At 42.9% G+C, this 16,468-nt stretch carries 17 protein-coding genes; 2 read left to right on the top strand and 15 right to left on the bottom strand.

Going from position 1 to position 16,468, the window contains the following annotated elements; all coding sequences use genetic code 11:
• Window positions 1-57: 57 nt before the first annotated feature.
• From rsmI to tmk, 4 genes are read right to left on the bottom strand one after another with little or no spacing between them, the layout of a single operon-like run.
• Window positions 58-927 carry a 16S rRNA (cytidine(1402)-2'-O)-methyltransferase gene (gene rsmI / locus J1C77_RS08685; RefSeq protein WP_002920624.1) on the bottom strand — a complete coding sequence of 290 codons (870 nt, stop codon included), beginning with the start codon at window positions 925-927 and terminating at the stop codon, window positions 58-60.
• Window positions 928-929: 2 nt separating this feature from the next.
• Entirely contained in the window at window positions 930-1,247 is a 318-nt protein-coding gene (gene yabA, locus J1C77_RS08690; RefSeq protein ID WP_002894690.1) for a DNA replication initiation control protein YabA, read from the bottom strand.
• A gap of 24 nt (window positions 1,248-1,271) precedes the next feature.
• Window positions 1,272-2,162: a DNA polymerase III subunit delta' gene (locus tag J1C77_RS08695; protein WP_002905936.1), complete on the bottom strand. Its 891-nt coding sequence runs from the start codon at window positions 2,160-2,162 to the stop codon at window positions 1,272-1,274.
• Window positions 2,159-2,797, bottom strand: coding sequence for a dTMP kinase (gene tmk, locus J1C77_RS08700; protein ID WP_002920622.1), 639 nt, complete (start codon window positions 2,795-2,797; stop codon window positions 2,159-2,161). Before tmk ends, J1C77_RS08695 begins: the two co-directional genes overlap by 4 nt.
• 311 nt (window positions 2,798-3,108) lie before the next feature.
• Here tmk and J1C77_RS08705 point away from each other — a divergent pair, with 311 nt between their 5' ends.
• Window positions 3,109-3,996: a YitT family protein gene (locus J1C77_RS08705; RefSeq protein WP_002920620.1), complete on the top strand. Its 888-nt coding sequence runs from the start codon at window positions 3,109-3,111 to the stop codon at window positions 3,994-3,996.
• A gap of 33 nt (window positions 3,997-4,029) precedes the next feature.
• Here J1C77_RS08705 and J1C77_RS08710 read toward each other — a convergent pair whose 3' ends face one another.
• The 10 genes from J1C77_RS08710 to J1C77_RS08755 form a co-directional block, all read right to left on the bottom strand.
• Window positions 4,030-4,686: a CBS domain-containing protein gene (locus J1C77_RS08710; RefSeq protein WP_002920619.1), complete on the bottom strand. Its 657-nt coding sequence runs from the start codon at window positions 4,684-4,686 to the stop codon at window positions 4,030-4,032.
• Between the two features lie 377 nt (window positions 4,687-5,063).
• Window positions 5,064-5,774, bottom strand: a complete 711-nt coding sequence (locus tag J1C77_RS08715) for an ABC transporter ATP-binding protein (RefSeq protein ID WP_002920618.1) — start codon at window positions 5,772-5,774, stop codon at window positions 5,064-5,066.
• A complete protein-coding gene (locus J1C77_RS08720) occupies window positions 5,774-6,538 on the bottom strand; it encodes an ABC transporter ATP-binding protein (protein ID WP_002920617.1) in 765 nt (254 codons plus the stop codon). The genes J1C77_RS08715 and J1C77_RS08720 overlap by 1 nt, the downstream gene beginning before the upstream one ends.
• Window positions 6,538-7,491, bottom strand: coding sequence for a branched-chain amino acid ABC transporter permease (locus tag J1C77_RS08725; RefSeq protein WP_002905928.1), 954 nt, complete (start codon window positions 7,489-7,491; stop codon window positions 6,538-6,540). The genes J1C77_RS08720 and J1C77_RS08725 overlap by 1 nt, the downstream gene beginning before the upstream one ends.
• Before the next feature lie 3 nt (window positions 7,492-7,494).
• Window positions 7,495-8,364, bottom strand: coding sequence for a branched-chain amino acid ABC transporter permease (locus tag J1C77_RS08730; protein WP_002897070.1), 870 nt, complete (start codon window positions 8,362-8,364; stop codon window positions 7,495-7,497).
• Between the two features lie 241 nt (window positions 8,365-8,605).
• On the bottom strand, window positions 8,606-9,766 hold the full coding sequence (locus J1C77_RS08735) for an ABC transporter substrate-binding protein (protein ID WP_002905096.1): 1,161 nt from the start codon (window positions 9,764-9,766) through the stop codon (window positions 8,606-8,608).
• 88 nt (window positions 9,767-9,854) lie between these two features.
• Window positions 9,855-10,124: a YlbG family protein gene (locus J1C77_RS08740; RefSeq protein WP_002920616.1), complete on the bottom strand. Its 270-nt coding sequence runs from the start codon at window positions 10,122-10,124 to the stop codon at window positions 9,855-9,857.
• Between the two features lie 160 nt (window positions 10,125-10,284).
• Window positions 10,285-10,902 (bottom strand): ATP-dependent Clp protease proteolytic subunit, encoded by a 618-nt coding sequence (locus tag J1C77_RS08745; protein WP_223312420.1) that lies wholly within the window; start codon window positions 10,900-10,902, stop codon window positions 10,285-10,287.
• Window positions 10,903-10,982: 80 nt separating this feature from the next.
• The gene (gene upp, locus J1C77_RS08750) at window positions 10,983-11,612 is read right to left on the bottom strand and encodes a uracil phosphoribosyltransferase (RefSeq protein ID WP_002920614.1); all 630 of its coding nucleotides are present in this window, start codon (window positions 11,610-11,612) and stop codon (window positions 10,983-10,985) included.
• Window positions 11,613-11,838: 226 nt separating this feature from the next.
• Complete coding sequence (locus J1C77_RS08755; RefSeq protein ID WP_002920612.1) at window positions 11,839-12,813, bottom strand: aldo/keto reductase; 975 nt, start codon at window positions 12,811-12,813, stop codon at window positions 11,839-11,841.
• A gap of 168 nt (window positions 12,814-12,981) precedes the next feature.
• On the opposite strand from J1C77_RS08755, the gene J1C77_RS08760 reads away from it, so the two are divergent.
• Entirely contained in the window at window positions 12,982-13,536 is a 555-nt protein-coding gene (locus J1C77_RS08760) for a TetR/AcrR family transcriptional regulator (RefSeq protein WP_002920611.1), read from the top strand.
• A 245-nt stretch (window positions 13,537-13,781) separates the two neighbouring features.
• Here J1C77_RS08760 and mgtA read toward each other — a convergent pair whose 3' ends face one another.
• Window positions 13,782-16,442, bottom strand: coding sequence for a magnesium-translocating P-type ATPase (gene mgtA, locus J1C77_RS08765; protein WP_002920608.1), 2,661 nt, complete (start codon window positions 16,440-16,442; stop codon window positions 13,782-13,784).
• Window positions 16,443-16,468: the final 26 nt, after the last annotated feature.

Consider the following 16,468-nt stretch of genomic DNA (forward strand, 5'->3'; position numbering starts at 1 on the left):
TTATTATATCACATACCAAACAAAGAAGCCGCTAAAAAGAAAAGTTGAAATAAGATTTCAACTTTCTCTTAGTTCATGATAAACCGCATAGAGCTCGCTCTTGTTCTTGCCGTATTTCTTGGCTACTTCCTTGATGGCCTGATTTTTTTTGCTGCCGGCTTCAACTAAAAGATCAATTTCAGCTAGGATCTGCTCTTGAGATATGTCTTGAAGAGCATCTTCTGCTGCCCCAGCTACAATCAAGAGACACTCTCCTTTAGGCGGATATTCAGCCGTATAGGCCAGCAACTCTGAAATCAGCCCTCGTTGATACTCTTCGTGAATCTTAGTCAACTCACGCGCCAAAACGACTTGTCGATCACCATAAACTGCCAGCATATTTTCCAACGTAGCCCGAACCCGATGAGGGGATTCGTAGAAAATCTGGGTCTCAGGATAGGATTTTTTGCTAGTAAAAAATTCCTTCTGCTGGCCTGTCTTTCTAGGCAGAAAGCCATAGAAAATATGTGGTTGGGGGGCCAATCCGCTGGCAATCAAGGCTGTAATTCCAGCACTAGGACCAGGAATCGGCACTACAGTAATTCCAGCTTCTAGCGCTGCCTGAACCAAATCATGTCCAGGATCAGAAATACTTGGCAGACCTGCATCTGAAACCTGAGCTATATCATTTCCGCTTTGAAGCATGTCCAAGAGGATTGGAATTCTTTCCTTGGCATTGTGCTCATGAAAACTGATCTGCTTAGTCTCAATCCCAAAATGCTTGAGCAGAAGGCCCGTATTTCTCGTATCTTCAGCCGCAATCCTGTCAACCTCTTTCAAGGTATTGACCATGCGGAGGCTCATATCGTCCAGATTACCGATAGGAGTCGCGACCAGATAGAGTTTGCCGTAGGCAGTTTCGCCCTTAAAACTTTTTTGAACCTGCATCACTACTCCCTAAATAACAATTCATCGCAGAACATGCACTCTGCGTCATTCTCCCGGCGCTGACCATAGAAATCCGTACAGACATGAAAGCCGTCATAATAAAGCTTACGCAGATTATCCCGGTTTTTCTTGGTCTTGGTCGGAGCTTCTTTCTCCACCTCTCCCAAGCGCTCCCTCAACTTGTCATTTTCCAGATGCAGAGCAATATTTTCCTCTACCACACTCTTGAGATTTTTCTTGACAGCCTCCACCTCAGCAAGGGTCACTAAAAGCGTCTGTGAAAAATCATCTAAGGCGTCAAATAAGTCTTTTTTATCCATTTTATACTCCTGTGCTGCCTCTTTTTACTTTCCCTTCAAAGTCATATATTCTAAAGCGTTTTGAAAAGATACGTTGGCCCGCCACATCTTCCGAGACAGCAAAAGCTGCTCCAAGGCCTGTCGACCGCTCTCTGTTGCTATCTCTTTATAAAATAACACTTCCAAGAGCTTGAAGACCTGTTCCTGCTTCTCCTTATCATCAGCCAGCTTTGCTAGACGCGAAACCTGCAGAAATGCCTGACTGGAGCGATTTTGAAAATCCTTGACAAAGCGCTCGCATTCGCTGACTAATTCAAAAAAGGCATTATTATGAGCCAAGCTTTCCGCTTCTGACTGAGTCTGACTATAAGCAGCTAGTAGCTCCGCTCGACTTTTAATCAAGCCATCCTGTTCCAAGCTGTGCTGCAGAACAGCTGTATTTTTCAAGAAATGATAAACCTGAGTCCGACTCCGAATCGTCGGCAGAATCAGCTGTTCATCAGCAGTCAGGAGAAAGATATAAATCTCGCTCTGCGGTTCCTCAATGACTTTGAGCAAGGAATTGGCTGCATTAACATGCATCCGATCCGCATCGCAGATAATGAAAACCTGCCGACTGCCTTCTAAGCCACTTTGAGAGAAGTTTTGGACCAACTCCCGAACTCGGTCTGTTTTAATAATGTTATTAACCGGTCGCACCACAGTTACATCAGAAAAATCTTCTTCTGCAATCAAACGACAAGAACGACAGGACTGACAAGGCCAGACGCCTTGCTTATTCTCACAAAAGAGACTTTGGGACAGAATTTGGGCCATTTCAAAACTGCCAAAAGCTCCGGTAAACAAGTAGGCATGACTAAGCCGCCCCTGTTCCAGAATATGCTGAAACTGCTCAAACAAGCTGGGCTGGCTTTGCTGTATATCTTTTATCTTCATGACGGATTCCCAAATCGTTCCTGAATGATGGCCAAACTATCAGCCACCACCTTATCCAAAGGTTGGCTAGCATCCACCTTGACAAAGCGCTCGGGCTCCTTATCAAGAATCGCCAAATAGCCCTGCCGAACCCGCTGGTGCAAGTCCAAACCTTCCAGATCAAGCCGATTCACCTCTCGACTCTCGCTCCTAGCAATCCGCGCCAGCCCTTCTTCCACATCAATATCAAAATAGAGGGTCAAATCAGGCTTGAGTCCATCTGTTGCAAACTGATTGAGCCATTCAATATCTGCCACATCCAGACCCCGTCCGTAGCCCTGATAGGCCACTGAACTATCGATAAAACGGTCCATCAAGACAATTTTCCCTTGCGCCAAAGCTGGCAAAACCCGCTCAGCCAAGTGCTGACGGCGGCTGGCAATGTACAGCAAGAGCTCAGTCTTAGCATCCATAGCCGTATGACTAGGTTCCAAAATCACTTCGCGAATGGCCTCCGCAATCTGGACGCCGCCCGGCTCCCGCGTCGTAATCAGGCCAGTGCCATAATTTTTCAAAAAAGGAAGCAAGGCTTCCAACACACTCGACTTTCCAGCCCCTTCCGGACCTTCCAGCGAAATCAAAATACCATTTTTCATCTTTACCTTGAATCTCTAACTTCTATTTTTTGTTCTTTATAAGAAAATGCACATAAGACTTGCCCTAAAGCTTGATATAAGCCACTGTTGAAGCATGTCCAAACGGCTGAGCAGCCTGATAAGAGCCGACTCCGTCAACTCATTATTTTCATCCCACTCTTTTTTATCTATTGTTTATTTTACCAAAAAAAAAGCTAAAAGCCCATCATAAGAAAAGACTTTAAAAATTTTTTCAAAGTGTTTCATAAAGGCTAAATTTTTGGTAAAATATATTCAGAAGAAATTTCTGGAAACAGATTTAGGAGGATCTTATGTTTAAATTAAAAAACGTACTGGCCATCATTTTTGGGGCTGGAATTTTTTCTTTTGGGATTCATTATTTGGTCATTCCCTTTCATTTATATGAAGGTGGCGCGACAGGTCTGACCTTGATTGCCTACTATCTATTTAAAATCCCTGTCTCGACGACCAACCTGATTATTAACATCCCTCTCTTTATTATTGCTTGGAAGCTACTGGGCTCAAGAACACTCTACCTCAGCATTCTAGGGACCTTCTCCGTGTCTGCTTGGCTCAAGATTTTTGAAATCCTACCTGCCTCCAAACACCTGCAAGACTATTTCCTCTCAGCTCTGGACGGGGATGTTTTATTGGCCTGTCTTGGAACAGGGATTGTTTTAGGGATTGGACTGGGCATCATCTTCAATGCTGGCGGAACGACGGGCGGTACTGATATTGTAGCCCGCATCTTTAATAAATACACTAGCATTTCCATGGGCAAACTCATGCTGACAGTTGACTTTGTAGTCATTACCTTGGTTCTCCTTGTTTTCAAAGACCTACGCATGGTGTCTTATACCCTAATGTTTGTCTTTATCACCTCGCGCGTCATTGACCTGATCGCAGAAGGAGGTTTTGCCGGCAAGGGATTCCTTATCGTTACCAGCAAACCGGCAAAACTGGCTGAAGCTATCAATAACAAGCTGGATCGTGGAGTGACCTTCCTCAAGGGGCAAGGCTTCTATAGCAAGCAGGATCTCCAGATTGTCTACTGTGTTGTTTCCCGTAACGAAATGCAGCAAATGAAGAAACTAATTAACCAAGTCGATCCATTTGCCTTTACTACTATTACCGAAGCCCATGAGATTTTGGGTGAAGGCTTCACTTTAGATGCCAACAAACAACCTATTGTACGTTAAAAACCTCATCCAATGATGAGGCTTTTTTATCGCTTATAAAACTTTCGCTGAAGTATGTGTAATCTCAGCCAGCTCAATCGCATGCTCCTCAAATTTTTTCTTGAGAAGCGCCGTATCTATATTACCAGCTAATTGTACTTCAATGACAACTTTGCCATCCTTGCGTGGGATATTGACGGTATTGGAGATGTTGAGATTTTCTTCCACCAGAAGACGGATAATCTGCTCAAGAACCCCCACCTTATTCTCAGTGACAAAGCGCAGACGGACTCCCTCTTCACCATAGCCAGACACTTCTAAGAAAGCCTTGAAAATATCACGGTCAGTAATAACCCCGTAAAGTTGCTCATTGTCCACGACAGGCAGGATACCAATCTTATTTTTCAGCATCAGATAGGTCGCATCTTCCAGACTGGCAAACTGAGAGATCGTAACCACATCACGAATCATAACATCACCAACCTTGGTTTTGTTGAGAAGATAATTCATCTCATAAATGGACAGGCTTGTTGCCTTAGATGGACTAGCTTCTGCAATCGTTCCTTCTGTCACCAGTCCCACTAGTTGGTCGTTCTCAATCACCGGCAGACGGTGGAGCTTCTGCTCACGCATCATATCTGCCGCATGAGCAATTGTTGTATCTGGGCTGATATAAACCACCTTACGTGTCATAAAATCTTTAACTGCCATAAGAGTTCCCTCTACTTCCTATCCATAATTCTTATACTTATTATACTTTATTTTGAAGCTGATTTCAAACGCTTCCAAGTTCTTTGCCTAAGTTTTCAAAATTTAGAAAAGTCCAGCTATTGGGAAAATTGAAGATGGACAATGGCTAGATATACTATTTTAAGCATCTAAGAGAAGAAAAAGGTCCAATGGACCTTAAAGAGCGAAAACTCGCTGCCGCGAGTTCCTATCTGCAACCTGAAACAGTCCCCTGGGCATCTTGACGAAAACCTTGTTTTCTTTATCTGCAACTTAAAAAGGTCCATTGGACCTTTTCAAAATGTTAAGTTACTATCGTAACTTTCTATCAACAACCTAAAAATGTCTCCCAGACATTTTTAGCCACCTAGATATGCTTTGCGGACTTCGTCAGAAGCGAGGAGTTCTTGACCGGTTCCGGACAGAACGATTTTACCTGTTTCAAGGACATAACCGCGGTTAGCGATAGAGAGAGCCTTATTTGCATTTTGCTCAATCAAAAGAACTGTCGTTCCTTGTCGCTGAATATCTTGGATAATATCGAAGATTTCCTGGATAAAGATCGGCGCCAAGCCCATAGAAGGCTCATCCAAGAGCAAAAGCTTAGGCGTAGACATCAGAGCCCGTCCCATAGCCAGCATCTGCTGCTCACCACCTGAAAGGGTTGCAGCATCTTGGTTTTTACGCTCTTCCAAGCGTGGAAAACGAGAGAAGACCTTTTTGAGATTAGCTTGATTTTCTTCGCGATTTGTTTTGAGAAAGGCGCCCATTTCCAAATTCTCCAAAACGGTCAAACCTGGAAAGACATGACGGCCTTCTGGTACTTGCGAAAGTCCAGCTGCTACAATTTTTTGAGCAGGAACTTTTTGAATTTCATTGCCTACAAATTCAATTTTACCAGCACTTGGACGAACCAAGCCTGAAATAGTCCGGAGAATGGTCGTTTTCCCAGCGCCATTGGCACCAATCAGTGAAACGACTTCTCCTTCGTTTACTTCAAAGCTGACATCACGGACAGCCTGAATCATGCCATAATGGACAGAGAGATTCTCAACTTTAAGCATGGACATTAGGCTTCACCTCCTAGATAAGCTTCAATAACACGTTTGTCATTCTTGATTTCATCAGGTGTTCCGTGCGCAATCAAGCGTCCGTACTCCAGCACATAGATTCGCTCAGTGACTTCCATTACCAGACTCATGTCATGCTCAATCAGCATGATGGTAATGTTAAATTCGTTTTTAATCCGTCGAATCAATGCAGTCAGCTCTGCTGTCTCCTGAGGGTTCATCCCTGCAGCCGGCTCATCCAAGAAGAGGATCTTTGGCTCCGTTGCCAAGGCCCGAACAATCTCCAAGCGGCGCTGCTGACCATAAGCTAGGTTCTTAGCCAAGGTTTCTGCTTCCTTGTCCAAGTCAAAAATTTTCAGCAACTCCAAAGCCTTGTCTTTGAGTTCTTCTTCATTTTTGTAGTAGGCTGGCAGGCGGAAGAAGGAAGCCAACACATGAGCCTTATGATGATTACCAAAGGCAATCAGAACATTATCCAAAACACTAAGGTCCTTAAAGAGCCGGATGTTTTGGAAAGTTCGCCCTAGACCTAAAGCAGCAATCTTGTAAGGAACCTTACCATTGAGCAAATGACCATCTAGTGTCACTGTCCCTTCACTAGGCTCATAAACACCAGTCAAGAGGTTGAAAAGAGTCGTTTTTCCTGCACCATTAGGGCCAATCAAACCAACCAGCTCACCCTCGTTGAGTTCCAAGGTCACATCGCTGACAGCAGTCAGACCGCCAAAGTTTTTAGTTAGATTTTTTACATCAAGAAGTGCCATTATTCTTTGACCTCCTTGTTCTTTTTGAAGAGCTTAGACAGGCTGAGCTCCCAAGTGCCTAAAAGTCCACCTGGACGGAAAATCATGACCAAGATCAAGGCCAAAGAATAGACAATCATCCGAATGCTGGATACATCCTGCAGCAACATATTGAGAATGCCCAATACTACTGCAGCTACAATGGTTCCAGTCATAGAGCCTAGACCACCAAAAACGACAATAATCAAGATATTGATAGTGTTGGTAAATGAATAGTCCTTAGGAACAACTGAACCAACGAAGCCAGCTTGAAGAGAGCCAGCAATAGAAGCCGTGATAGCTCCCAAGACAAAGGCTGTCACTTTGATTCTAGTAGTATTAACCCCAACAGACTCGGCAGCAATCTCATCCTCACGGACAGACAGAGTACTGCGGCCAATCGGACTGCGCAGGAAATTCAAGGTCAAAATAGTTGTGATAACAACAAAGACATAGACCATCTGCCAAGACGTAAAAGGCGGTATGGATAGAATACCAGCTGCGCCATTAGTCAAAGTACCGCCATTAATAATCAGAATCCGGATAATCTCTGAGACACCAAGAGTCGCAATCGCGAGATAGTCCCCTTTAAGACGAAGCGTTGGCAAACCGACTGCCAAAGCCACAATACCAGCAATGACAGCTCCCACCAGCATAGCAATAAAGAAAGCTCCATAAGTTGGCGATTTAGAGCCAATAATTGCTACAGCGTAGGCACCGATAGCCATAAATCCAGCATGGCCAAGAGAGAATTGACCCGAAAATCCGACGATGAGATTGAGCCCCACAGCCAAAATAATATTAATTCCAATCTGCTCTAAGATTTGAATGTAAAAAGCATTGAGAACACCGGCACTAACCAATACAGTCATCAGCAGGTAGCCGATTAAGACAAGGCCAAGCCAGAAAATATTTACCTTTAAATTCTTTTTCATACCTTACACCTTCTCTTTCACATTTTTGCCGAGGATACCAGCTGGTCGGATCAGAAGAATGACAATCAAAATCGCATAGACAATAGCATCGCGGAAATCAGATAGTCCAAGCGCTGTCGCAAAAGTTTCCAAAAGACCAATAACAAAGCCACCAAGCGCAGCACCAGGAATGATTCCAATACCACCGAGAACGGCTGCTACAAAGGACTTAATACCTGGAGTCATCCCCATCAAAGGCTCCAATGAATTATAGTAAAGAGCAATTAGAACACCAGCAGCTCCTGCAAGAGCTGAACCCAAAGCAAAGGTGAAACTGATCGTGCGATTGACATTGATTCCCATCAGCTGAGCAGCATCACTGTCTACGGATACAGCGCGCATGGCCTTACCCATCTTTGTCTTCTGCACGATGAACTGCAGAGCCACCATAAGGAAAATCGAAATTCCCAAAATCAGCAACTGAATATTTGAGATAGAAATCGGCCCTAAGTTAAAGCGTACTGTTTTAATAACCTGCGGGAAGGAACGGGTATTGGCACCGACAAAGAAAATCATGCCATACTCGAGGAGAAAAGAGACCCCAATGGCTGTAATCAAAGCCGCGATCCGAGTCGAATTTCGCAGAGGACGATAGGCTAAAAACTCAATAACCACACCAAGAATCGCTGTCCCAATCATGGCTAAAATGAGAGAAAGGAAGAAATTAAACTTCAGGATATTAATCAAGTAATAACCCATAAAGGCACCAATCATATAGATATCGCCGTGGGCAAAGTTAATCAGTTTGATAATTCCATAAACCATAGTATAGCCTAAAGCCAAAAGCGCATAAACACTGCCCAGGATTAGACCGTTGACTAATTGTTGGAGCATTAGACACCACTCTTTCTATAATAAAATAAGGAATGGGACAAAAATCAGCAGACTAGGTCGTGATTTTATCATCCCACTCCCAAAATACGAATAATAGTTGATTGAGAAACGAAGAAGAATAGATTATAAAACGATACTCTTTCAAACCCGTAGATTCAGAAAGAAATCATCTACTAATTTGCTCAAGCAACAAGAAATAGAAAACAAGTCAAAGACTGGGATAGCCCCAGCCTCATAACTCTTATTCCGCTTTAACTGTTTCTACAGTATCTACTTGACCGTCTTTCAAGCCAATCATCAGAGCTGTTTTCACTGGATTGTGGTCTTTATCAATAGTGATTGAACCGGTCACTCCATCGAAATCTTTAAGCTTAGCCAAGTTGTCTTTGATATCTACAGAAGTTTTAGCACCTTTGGCTGCTTCTGCTGCCATATAAACAGAGTCATATGCCAGAGCTGCAAACATAGATGGCTCTTCTTTGTACTTAGCTTTGTATGCTTCAACAAACTTCTTAGCTTTTTCTGACATTTCACCAGAAGTTGTAAAGCCAGATACATAGTAAACATTTGTAGCTGCAGCTGGAGTTGCTTGCTCAACGAACTTAGCATCACCAAAGCCATCAGGACCAACGATTGTTTGGTCAATACCCAAACCACGCGCTTGATTGACAATTTTACCAGCTTCTGTATAGTAACCTGGAACAACCAGAGCATCAAATTCTTTGCCCTTAATCTTTGTCAAAGCAGCTTGGAAGTCTGTATCCTTGGATTGGAACGTTTCTGTTGCTACAATCTCACCTTTGAATTCCTTCTTGAAAGCATCCGCCATTCCTTTAGCGTAGTCACTGGATTGATCATAGTAAAGAACGACTTTCTTAGCTTTCAAGTTGTCAGTGACATACTTAGAAATGATTTTACCTTGGTAGCTATCAATGAAGGTTGCACGGTAAAGATAATCTTGCTTGTTGGTCAGGTCATCCTGTGTCGCACTTGGTGTAATGATTGGTACACCCGCTTTAGCAGCATTTGCAGTAGCTGAAGCTGTAGCTCCAGAAGTCGCAGGGCCAATGATTGCATTTACCTTGCTTTGGGTAACCAAGCTAGTAGTGATGGTAGATGCTTCAGCTGTTTCTGATTTGTTATCCTTATCAGTAACTTCAATCTTCTTGCCATCCACACCGCCAGCAGCGTTGATTTCATCAACTGCCAACTGAGCACCATGTTGTTCAGCTGTACCGTAAGCTGCTACTTCACCTGATTCTTCAAAGTTGAAACCAAATTTAATCGTATCGCCAATTTCTGTACCAGTTGCTGTTGAGTTGTTGTTAGATACTTCTCCACAAGCTGCGAGAAGGGCCGCACTAGCAAAAGCTACTAAGGATAGTGCAAATTTTTTCTTCATTCGGAAATCTCCTTAAGTGATTTATTTGATGATATAGTAAGAATATATCGAATTATCTGACAATTGTCAACCCTTTATAAAAATTTTATCAAATGATAACGTTTTCTTGCTCTCTATACAGGCTTCCAACAAAGTTTTGATCTAGTTCTTTTATGTGAGAAATCCGAACTTGCTTAACATAGCGCTCCTTGGGCAGATTCTCCTGTAAGTTCTGGGCTTCCTCTTGCTTGACATAAAGATGCAGATAGCGATGCTTCTTAGAATGATAAATAATATCACCGAAGTTCGCCAGTTTTTTGGCATCTCGATTATAGTAAAGATAGACAATCAAGCCCACTCTTTCTTCTCTCTCTATCATAAAACTCCTTTCCGGTCCATGTAGTTCTTAGATGATTATAGCAAAGATAGGGCAAAAAAACTAGCCCTGAAAAGCTTTATGGTCTGCTTAAATCACCTGAACTTGCTAGCTCGTCAGATTCAAAACAGCAAAAAAAGAGCCACTTTTGGCTCCTCATATGTTAGTTCAGATTGCTATTTTCCATGATTTCGTCAATAAAGCCGTATTCCAAGGTTTCTTGAGCGCTCATCCAGTAGTCGCGTTCTGCATCCTTGTGGATTTGCTCAACGGACTTGCCAGAGTTTTCAGCCAAGATTTTTTCCAAGGTATTACGAGTTCTAAGCAAGTGCTCAGCTACAATGGCCATATCCGTTTGCTGAGTGCCACTTCCAGCTCCTCCCATTGGCTGGTGAATCAGATATTCTGCATTTGGCAGCATGAAGCGTTTGCCCTTAGCACCACTAGAAGCAATAATCGTTCCCATGCTGGCAGCTACACCCATAACAATGGTCTGAACATCAGACTTGATGAAGTTCATAGTGTCCACAATGGCCAAACCTGCTGAGACAGATCCCCCCGGCGTATTTACATAGAGATAAATGTCTTTAGTATTGTCCTGAGCATCCAAGAAAAGGAGCTGGGCAATGACTGAATTAGCCATATTATCCTCTACTGGACCAGTCAGCATGATAATCCGATCTTTTAATAGCCGAGAATAAATATCATAGGAGCGCTCCCCTCGGCTGGTTTGTTCAATAACTACAGGAATCATAGTTTTCTCTCTTTCTCTTTTTAAAATTTTCTATCAAACTAGGGAATAGAATTTCAAATTATGGAACTATTATATCCTTTTGGTCAAAAAAGGTCAAATAGAAACTTTTACTTGGTACCGAAAAGACGATCTCCTGCATCTCCCAGTCCTGGTACGATATAACCATAATCATTGAGATGGTCATCCAGAGCAGCTGTGAAAATATCAACATCTGGGTGAGCTTCCTGCAAGGCTTTTACTCCTTCAGGTGCAGAAACTAAACAGACAAATGTAATGTGGCTAGCACCACGTTTCTTCAAAGAATCCACCGCCAAGATCGCAGAACCACCCGTAGCTAGCATTGGATCTACAACAAAAATCTGACGTTGGTCAATATCTTCTGGCAGCTTGACTAGGTATTCAACCGGCTTCAAAGTTTCCTCATCACGGTACATTCCGATATGGCCGACCTTAGCTGCTGGAACCAAGCTCAGAAGTCCATCTACCATGCCAATACCAGCTCGCAAGATTGGAACAATAGCTAATTTTTTCCCAGCAATCTGCTTTTGAATGGTTTTCGTAATCGGTGTTTCAATTTCGACATCTTCAAGTGGTAAATCGCGCAAAACTTCATATCCCATGAGCATTGCGATTTCATCAACTAATTCACGAAAAGCCTTGGTAGAGGTATCTGTACGACGCAAGATAGACAATTTATGCTGAATAAGCGGATGAGCAATAACTTCAAGTTTTCCCATGATTGGATTTCCTTCTTTCAATTTATTCTTCTTATTATATCAAAAAAAGTGTGAAAAGGCTTGCTATAAGCAAACCTCTTTAAAAAATAGAACTATGTTAATCTCTTAGTAGTGAAATGGTCGAAAACTCTCTCTGGTCTCAGTCAGAAATTGAAAAGCCTATGAGCCTTCAGCCTATCGGACTTAACAGCAAACAACACCCTCATCCCTTCTATCTGCTGCTCTTTTACCAAATGGCTACTTGTCTTGATAAACTATCTAACTGGTCTATTTCAGTTTGACTCAGACAGAAATCTTGGGCCTGAACATTACTCTGTGCCTGGCTTAATTTGCTAGCTCCTGGGATAGCCAGCACTGTGTCCCCATGAGCATGAATCAGCCAATTTAAGGCAACTTGTGCAGGTGTTTTTTCATAATTTTGGCCAATTTTTCTTAAAAGCTCTATGAGCGGGCGCGTCTCCTCAATATTTCTCTTGCTCATCCTAGACCCCAGTTTTCTTGGCAGGCCTACTTGATTAATCAAATCAGGATTGTCATGAAAACGTCCAGTCAAATAGCCTTGACGCAGAGGGGAATAAGCTATCAGAGAAATCCCCCTTTCCTTGGCTGCATCTAGCACTCCCTTTCGTTCAATATGCCTATCTAATAGATTGTACTTGACTTGATTCGATACCAGACGAAGCCCATAGTCCTTCAGCAGTTCGTCTGCCTTTATCATCTGCTTAGCCGTGAAATTACTAACGCCGATATTTTTAATCTTATGCTGATGCAATAAATCTGCCAAAACCTTTATCTGCTCGTGCAGGGAAGAGATGGACGTTGGCTGATGAATCTGGTATAAATCAATCGATGCTGTCCTTAAGCGTTTTAATTGTTGAGAAACTGCTCCATCGATGGTCCGAGCACTCCTTAAAAGAGGAAACCATTTCGTCGCAAGAGCTGGAGCCTCATGGATACGTTTCTCTTTTATGAGATTCGTGATTTCTTGGCCAAGGAATGATTCTGAAGTGCCTCGCCCATAAATCTCAGCTGTGTCTAGCCAGTTGATTCCGTGATTCAAGCTATAGTCTAAAATGTCTCGAACCAGATGTCCATCTACCTTGTTCCAAATAATTCTGGTATCATTTCCAAACTGCCAGGTCCCCAAACCTAGTGGAGATAAATATAAATCACTCTGTCCTAATCGTCTTAGTTTCGCCATCGCTGACCCCTTCTTGAAGTTTTTTTGATATTAGGATATACTTGTATCCAATTATCAGTTTGATTATAGCGAAGCAGGAGTGCAAATGCAAAGCATAGCCCCTATTTTGAAACAAGAGATACTTTTCAAGACTTATGTATACTTTAGTTCACCTTAAGGAGAAATCATATGGATGGTAAACAACTCCAAGTTCAAGAAACCCAGCAAATCTTAAGCAATGCCTTATTAGCACTGTTAAAAGTAAAACCTTATAGCTCTATCTCAGTAAACGATATTCTCAGCCAATCCCAAATCTCTCGTCGCACTTTCTATCGACATTTTCGCAATAAAAACCACCTCCTCCACTTTTATTTCAGACAATTAATGCAGGAATACTTGATACAAAAAGAAACGCTTATCACTGAGAAAGACCCCTATCAAGCTTTGTTGGCTTCATTTAAATTCTGGTATAGCAAGCGAAAATCCTTGAAATTAGTGATTGACAATCAATTATTCGAACCCTTTATTGCACATTGGAATGATAATGCTCAGGCTATTTCTGAAAAGTTTTATGACAGTGATGATTTGAATGAAGGCATCTACTCCTTACGATTTTTTATCGGGGGTTATTGCAATGCTTTATGGATATGGCTTGGAAAAGAAAAGCCTGAAACACCTGAAGCAATGGCTCGGTATTTTCTTAACATCCTTTCCAGACTTGACTTTAAAAATACAGCACAATAAGAAAAGGGAGTGGGAAAGAACTTCAAACAAGTTAAAAAAATTCATCTTCTCACTCCCGCACAGTTGATTCGGTCATCTTTGGAACTTAAAAAGCGACGGAAGATGTCAATCAACCACTGTATCATCTATTTTTTCTAATTTAGATTCAAAAGCCTGGACTTTTTGCCCAGGCTCTTTTTAGATATAGTCTTTTAGTTTGCTTTTCATCGCGATACTCTTCAAACTCAATGACCAAGATAGTTCTGTCATAGCCATTCTCTATAGCGCTTGATATAAAGGTGTTTAACAAGGGTTACACTAACCATATAAAGCGCAATAATCAAGAGGAGGAAAAGGAAATAAGTGCCGTTCAGCGGAGCCGTCTTCAGAACTGACGCAAAGAGGCTGTATGGCAGGGAAGTAACAAAGAGGGCTGCTGCCATGGTCGTCACAATGACAGACAAAGCAGGACGGCTTTGCACAAATGGCAGCTTAGGTGAGCGCAGCATGTAGATAACCATGGTCTGGGTCCATATGGACTCAACGAACCAGCCTGTTTGAAAAAGAGTGATAAAGGTTTCTGCTTGCCCACTACCAGCTTGATAGTTGCCACCTGTTATCATAGGTACGATAATAAAGTAGAGCAACAAATAGGTCAAAACATCAAAAACGGATGAGATAGGACCAATCCAAGCCATAAAGCGGGTAATAGAGTTAGCAGACCAAATCCGTGGTTTCTTGAGAAATTCACTGTCAACGTTATCGAAGGGCAGAGCTATACAAGACAAGTCATAAACTAGATTGAGGACAATCAGATGAACTGGTGCCATAGGAAGAAATGGCAAAAAGATACTGGCAAAGAGGAGAGAAAAGATATTCCCAAAATTGGAACTGACCGTCATCTTAATGTACTTGGTCATGTTGGCATAGACCTTGCGCCCTTCTACCAGCCCTTTCTCCAGAACCATAAGGTCCTTGTCCAGCAGAATGACATCTGCTGTTTCCTTGGCAATATCGACAGCTGTATCAACAGAAATACCCACATCTGCTACCTTCATAGAAGGTGCATCATTGATACCATCACCCATGTAGCCAACCTTGTGGCCATTAGCCTTGAGTTGGAGAATGATCCGAGCTTTTTGGTCAGGTGAGAGCTTGGCAAAAACCGTTGTATGCTCCACTGCCTGACTCAATTCTTCATCAGATAAGGCATCCACCTCTACACCTAGTAAGATATTATATACATCTAACCCAACCTTTTCACAAACTGCCTGGGTCACCTTATCATTATCACCGGTCAAAATCTTAGTAGCAACGCCGTACTCAGCCAAGATTTCAATAGCTGGAGCCGCAGATGACTTAGGTGGATCTAGAAAGGCCAGATAGCCCGTCAAAATCATGTTAGATTCATCCTTGACTTCATAGTCGTAATCTTCTTCTAAGTCTGACTTGTAGCTAACACCAAGCACACGCAGCCCTTGCTCATTGAGTTGAGCTACTTCCGCAAGGATTTCCTGACGAATCTCCTCAGTCAGTACTGTAATGCGTTTCTTGTATTCTACATGGCTAGAGATAGCCAGCATTTCCTCCAAGGCCCCCTTGGTCACCATGCTGATAACATCCTCATCATCCTTGACGATGACACTCATACGACGACGCTCGAAATCAAAGGGCAGTTCATCAATTTTCTTAAAGGTTTGGTCTAGATTACGGACAATCTCATGCTTTTCTGCTTCTTTCTCCGTCCGATTGATAATGGCCCGGTCCATAAGATTTTTGAGACCAGTTTGATAGTAGGAATTGAGAAAAGCACGACGGAGCACTGCTAAGTCCAAATCTCCATGAATATCCAGCGGGTATTCTAACACAATCTCGTCTTGGGTCAGTGTGCCCGTCTTATCCGTACAAAGGATATCAATAGCTCCTAGGTCTTGGATGGCATTCAGCTTCTTAATCACGACCTTTTCCTGAGCCATGATAATAGAACCTTTAGCCAGGCTCGCTGTGATAATCATAGGCAGCATTTCTGGAGTCAGGCCGACCCCAACACTGAGGGCAAAGACACCTGCTTCCAGCCAGTCGCCGTCTGTCAGACCGTTGATGAAGAACACGACTGGAACCATGACGAGCATCAGACGAATCAAGAGCCAGGAAATGCTATTCATCTCGCGCTCAAAAGAGGTCGGCTCATCGTAGGTGTTCAGCGTCTGCTCAATGGCTCCCATCATGGTCTCATCGCCAACCACCAGCACCAGAGCTGTAGCTCTTCCGGAAATAACGTTTGTTCCCATAAAGGCCAGCGACTCTGTTTCTAAAAGGCTATCAAGTTTTTGTTCATCTGACTTGGCTAGGCACACCTTTTCTACCGCATCACTTTCACCTGTTAGTCCAGACTGCTGAACAAAGAAATCACGCGAGTCCAGCAGCAAGACATCTGCAGGAATCATGTCTCCGGCACTAAGCTTGATGATGTCTCCTACAACAAGCTCATCAATCGGAAGTTCCTGCTCTGCTCCTTCACGGATAACCGTAGCCGTGTTGACAATCAGCCGAGACAGATTGCTAGCAGCGCGGTCGCTCCGCAATTCCTGAACAAAACGAATGCCTCCAGAAATCAGCACCAGAACAACAATGATGATGGAAGTCGTCGGATCTTCCTCACCAGGCTTAGCCAGCCAAACATTGGTCACTAAGGACACGAGGGCAATCACCAATAAGATGACTGTAAAGGGGTTAATGATAGACTCGTAAATTTTCTTTAGAATAGAGTCTTCCTGACCCTTTGTGATGATATTTTCACCATAGAGGTCACGATTTTCTTCGACCTGCTCTTCTGTCAGGCCGCGAAAAGAACTCTTGTAAAAAGCCAGAGTTTCTTTTACAGGAAGCTGCAGAGCAGCAACTAATCTTTCTTTTACTGTTTTCATTGGTTTCTCCTTGATGTATGATTGAT

Source organism: Streptococcus sanguinis (assembly GCF_050223295.1).
GTDB lineage: Bacteria > Bacillota > Bacilli > Lactobacillales > Streptococcaceae > Streptococcus > Streptococcus sanguinis_X.

Coding starts and splice junctions, on each gene's coding strand:
- yabA (WP_002894690.1), bottom strand. CDS start 1,247: ATGGATAAAAAAGACTTATTTGACGCCTTAGATGATTTTTCACAGACG.
- J1C77_RS08725 (WP_002905928.1), bottom strand. CDS start 7,491: ATGAAAAAGAATTTAAAGGTAAATATTTTCTGGCTTGGCCTTGTCTTA.
- J1C77_RS08715 (WP_002920618.1), bottom strand. CDS start 5,774: ATGTCCATGCTTAAAGTTGAGAATCTCTCTGTCCATTATGGCATGATT.
- J1C77_RS08710 (WP_002920619.1), bottom strand. CDS start 4,686: ATGGCAGTTAAAGATTTTATGACACGTAAGGTGGTTTATATCAGCCCA.
- mgtA (WP_002920608.1), bottom strand. CDS start 16,442: ATGAAAACAGTAAAAGAAAGATTAGTTGCTGCTCTGCAGCTTCCTGTA.
- rsmI (WP_002920624.1), bottom strand. CDS start 927: ATGCAGGTTCAAAAAAGTTTTAAGGGCGAAACTGCCTACGGCAAACTC.
- J1C77_RS08740 (WP_002920616.1), bottom strand. CDS start 10,124: ATGATAGAGAGAGAAGAAAGAGTGGGCTTGATTGTCTATCTTTACTAT.
- J1C77_RS08720 (WP_002920617.1), bottom strand. CDS start 6,538: ATGGCACTTCTTGATGTAAAAAATCTAACTAAAAACTTTGGCGGTCTG.
- J1C77_RS08760 (WP_002920611.1), top strand. CDS start 12,982: ATGGATGGTAAACAACTCCAAGTTCAAGAAACCCAGCAAATCTTAAGC.
- J1C77_RS08695 (WP_002905936.1), bottom strand. CDS start 2,162: ATGAAGATAAAAGATATACAGCAAAGCCAGCCCAGCTTGTTTGAGCAG.
- J1C77_RS08735 (WP_002905096.1), bottom strand. CDS start 9,766: ATGAAGAAAAAATTTGCACTATCCTTAGTAGCTTTTGCTAGTGCGGCC.
- J1C77_RS08730 (WP_002897070.1), bottom strand. CDS start 8,364: ATGCTCCAACAATTAGTCAACGGTCTAATCCTGGGCAGTGTTTATGCG.
- tmk (WP_002920622.1), bottom strand. CDS start 2,797: ATGAAAAATGGTATTTTGATTTCGCTGGAAGGTCCGGAAGGGGCTGGA.
- J1C77_RS08705 (WP_002920620.1), top strand. CDS start 3,109: ATGTTTAAATTAAAAAACGTACTGGCCATCATTTTTGGGGCTGGAATT.
- J1C77_RS08755 (WP_002920612.1), bottom strand. CDS start 12,813: ATGGCGAAACTAAGACGATTAGGACAGAGTGATTTATATTTATCTCCA.
- upp (WP_002920614.1), bottom strand. CDS start 11,612: ATGGGAAAACTTGAAGTTATTGCTCATCCGCTTATTCAGCATAAATTG.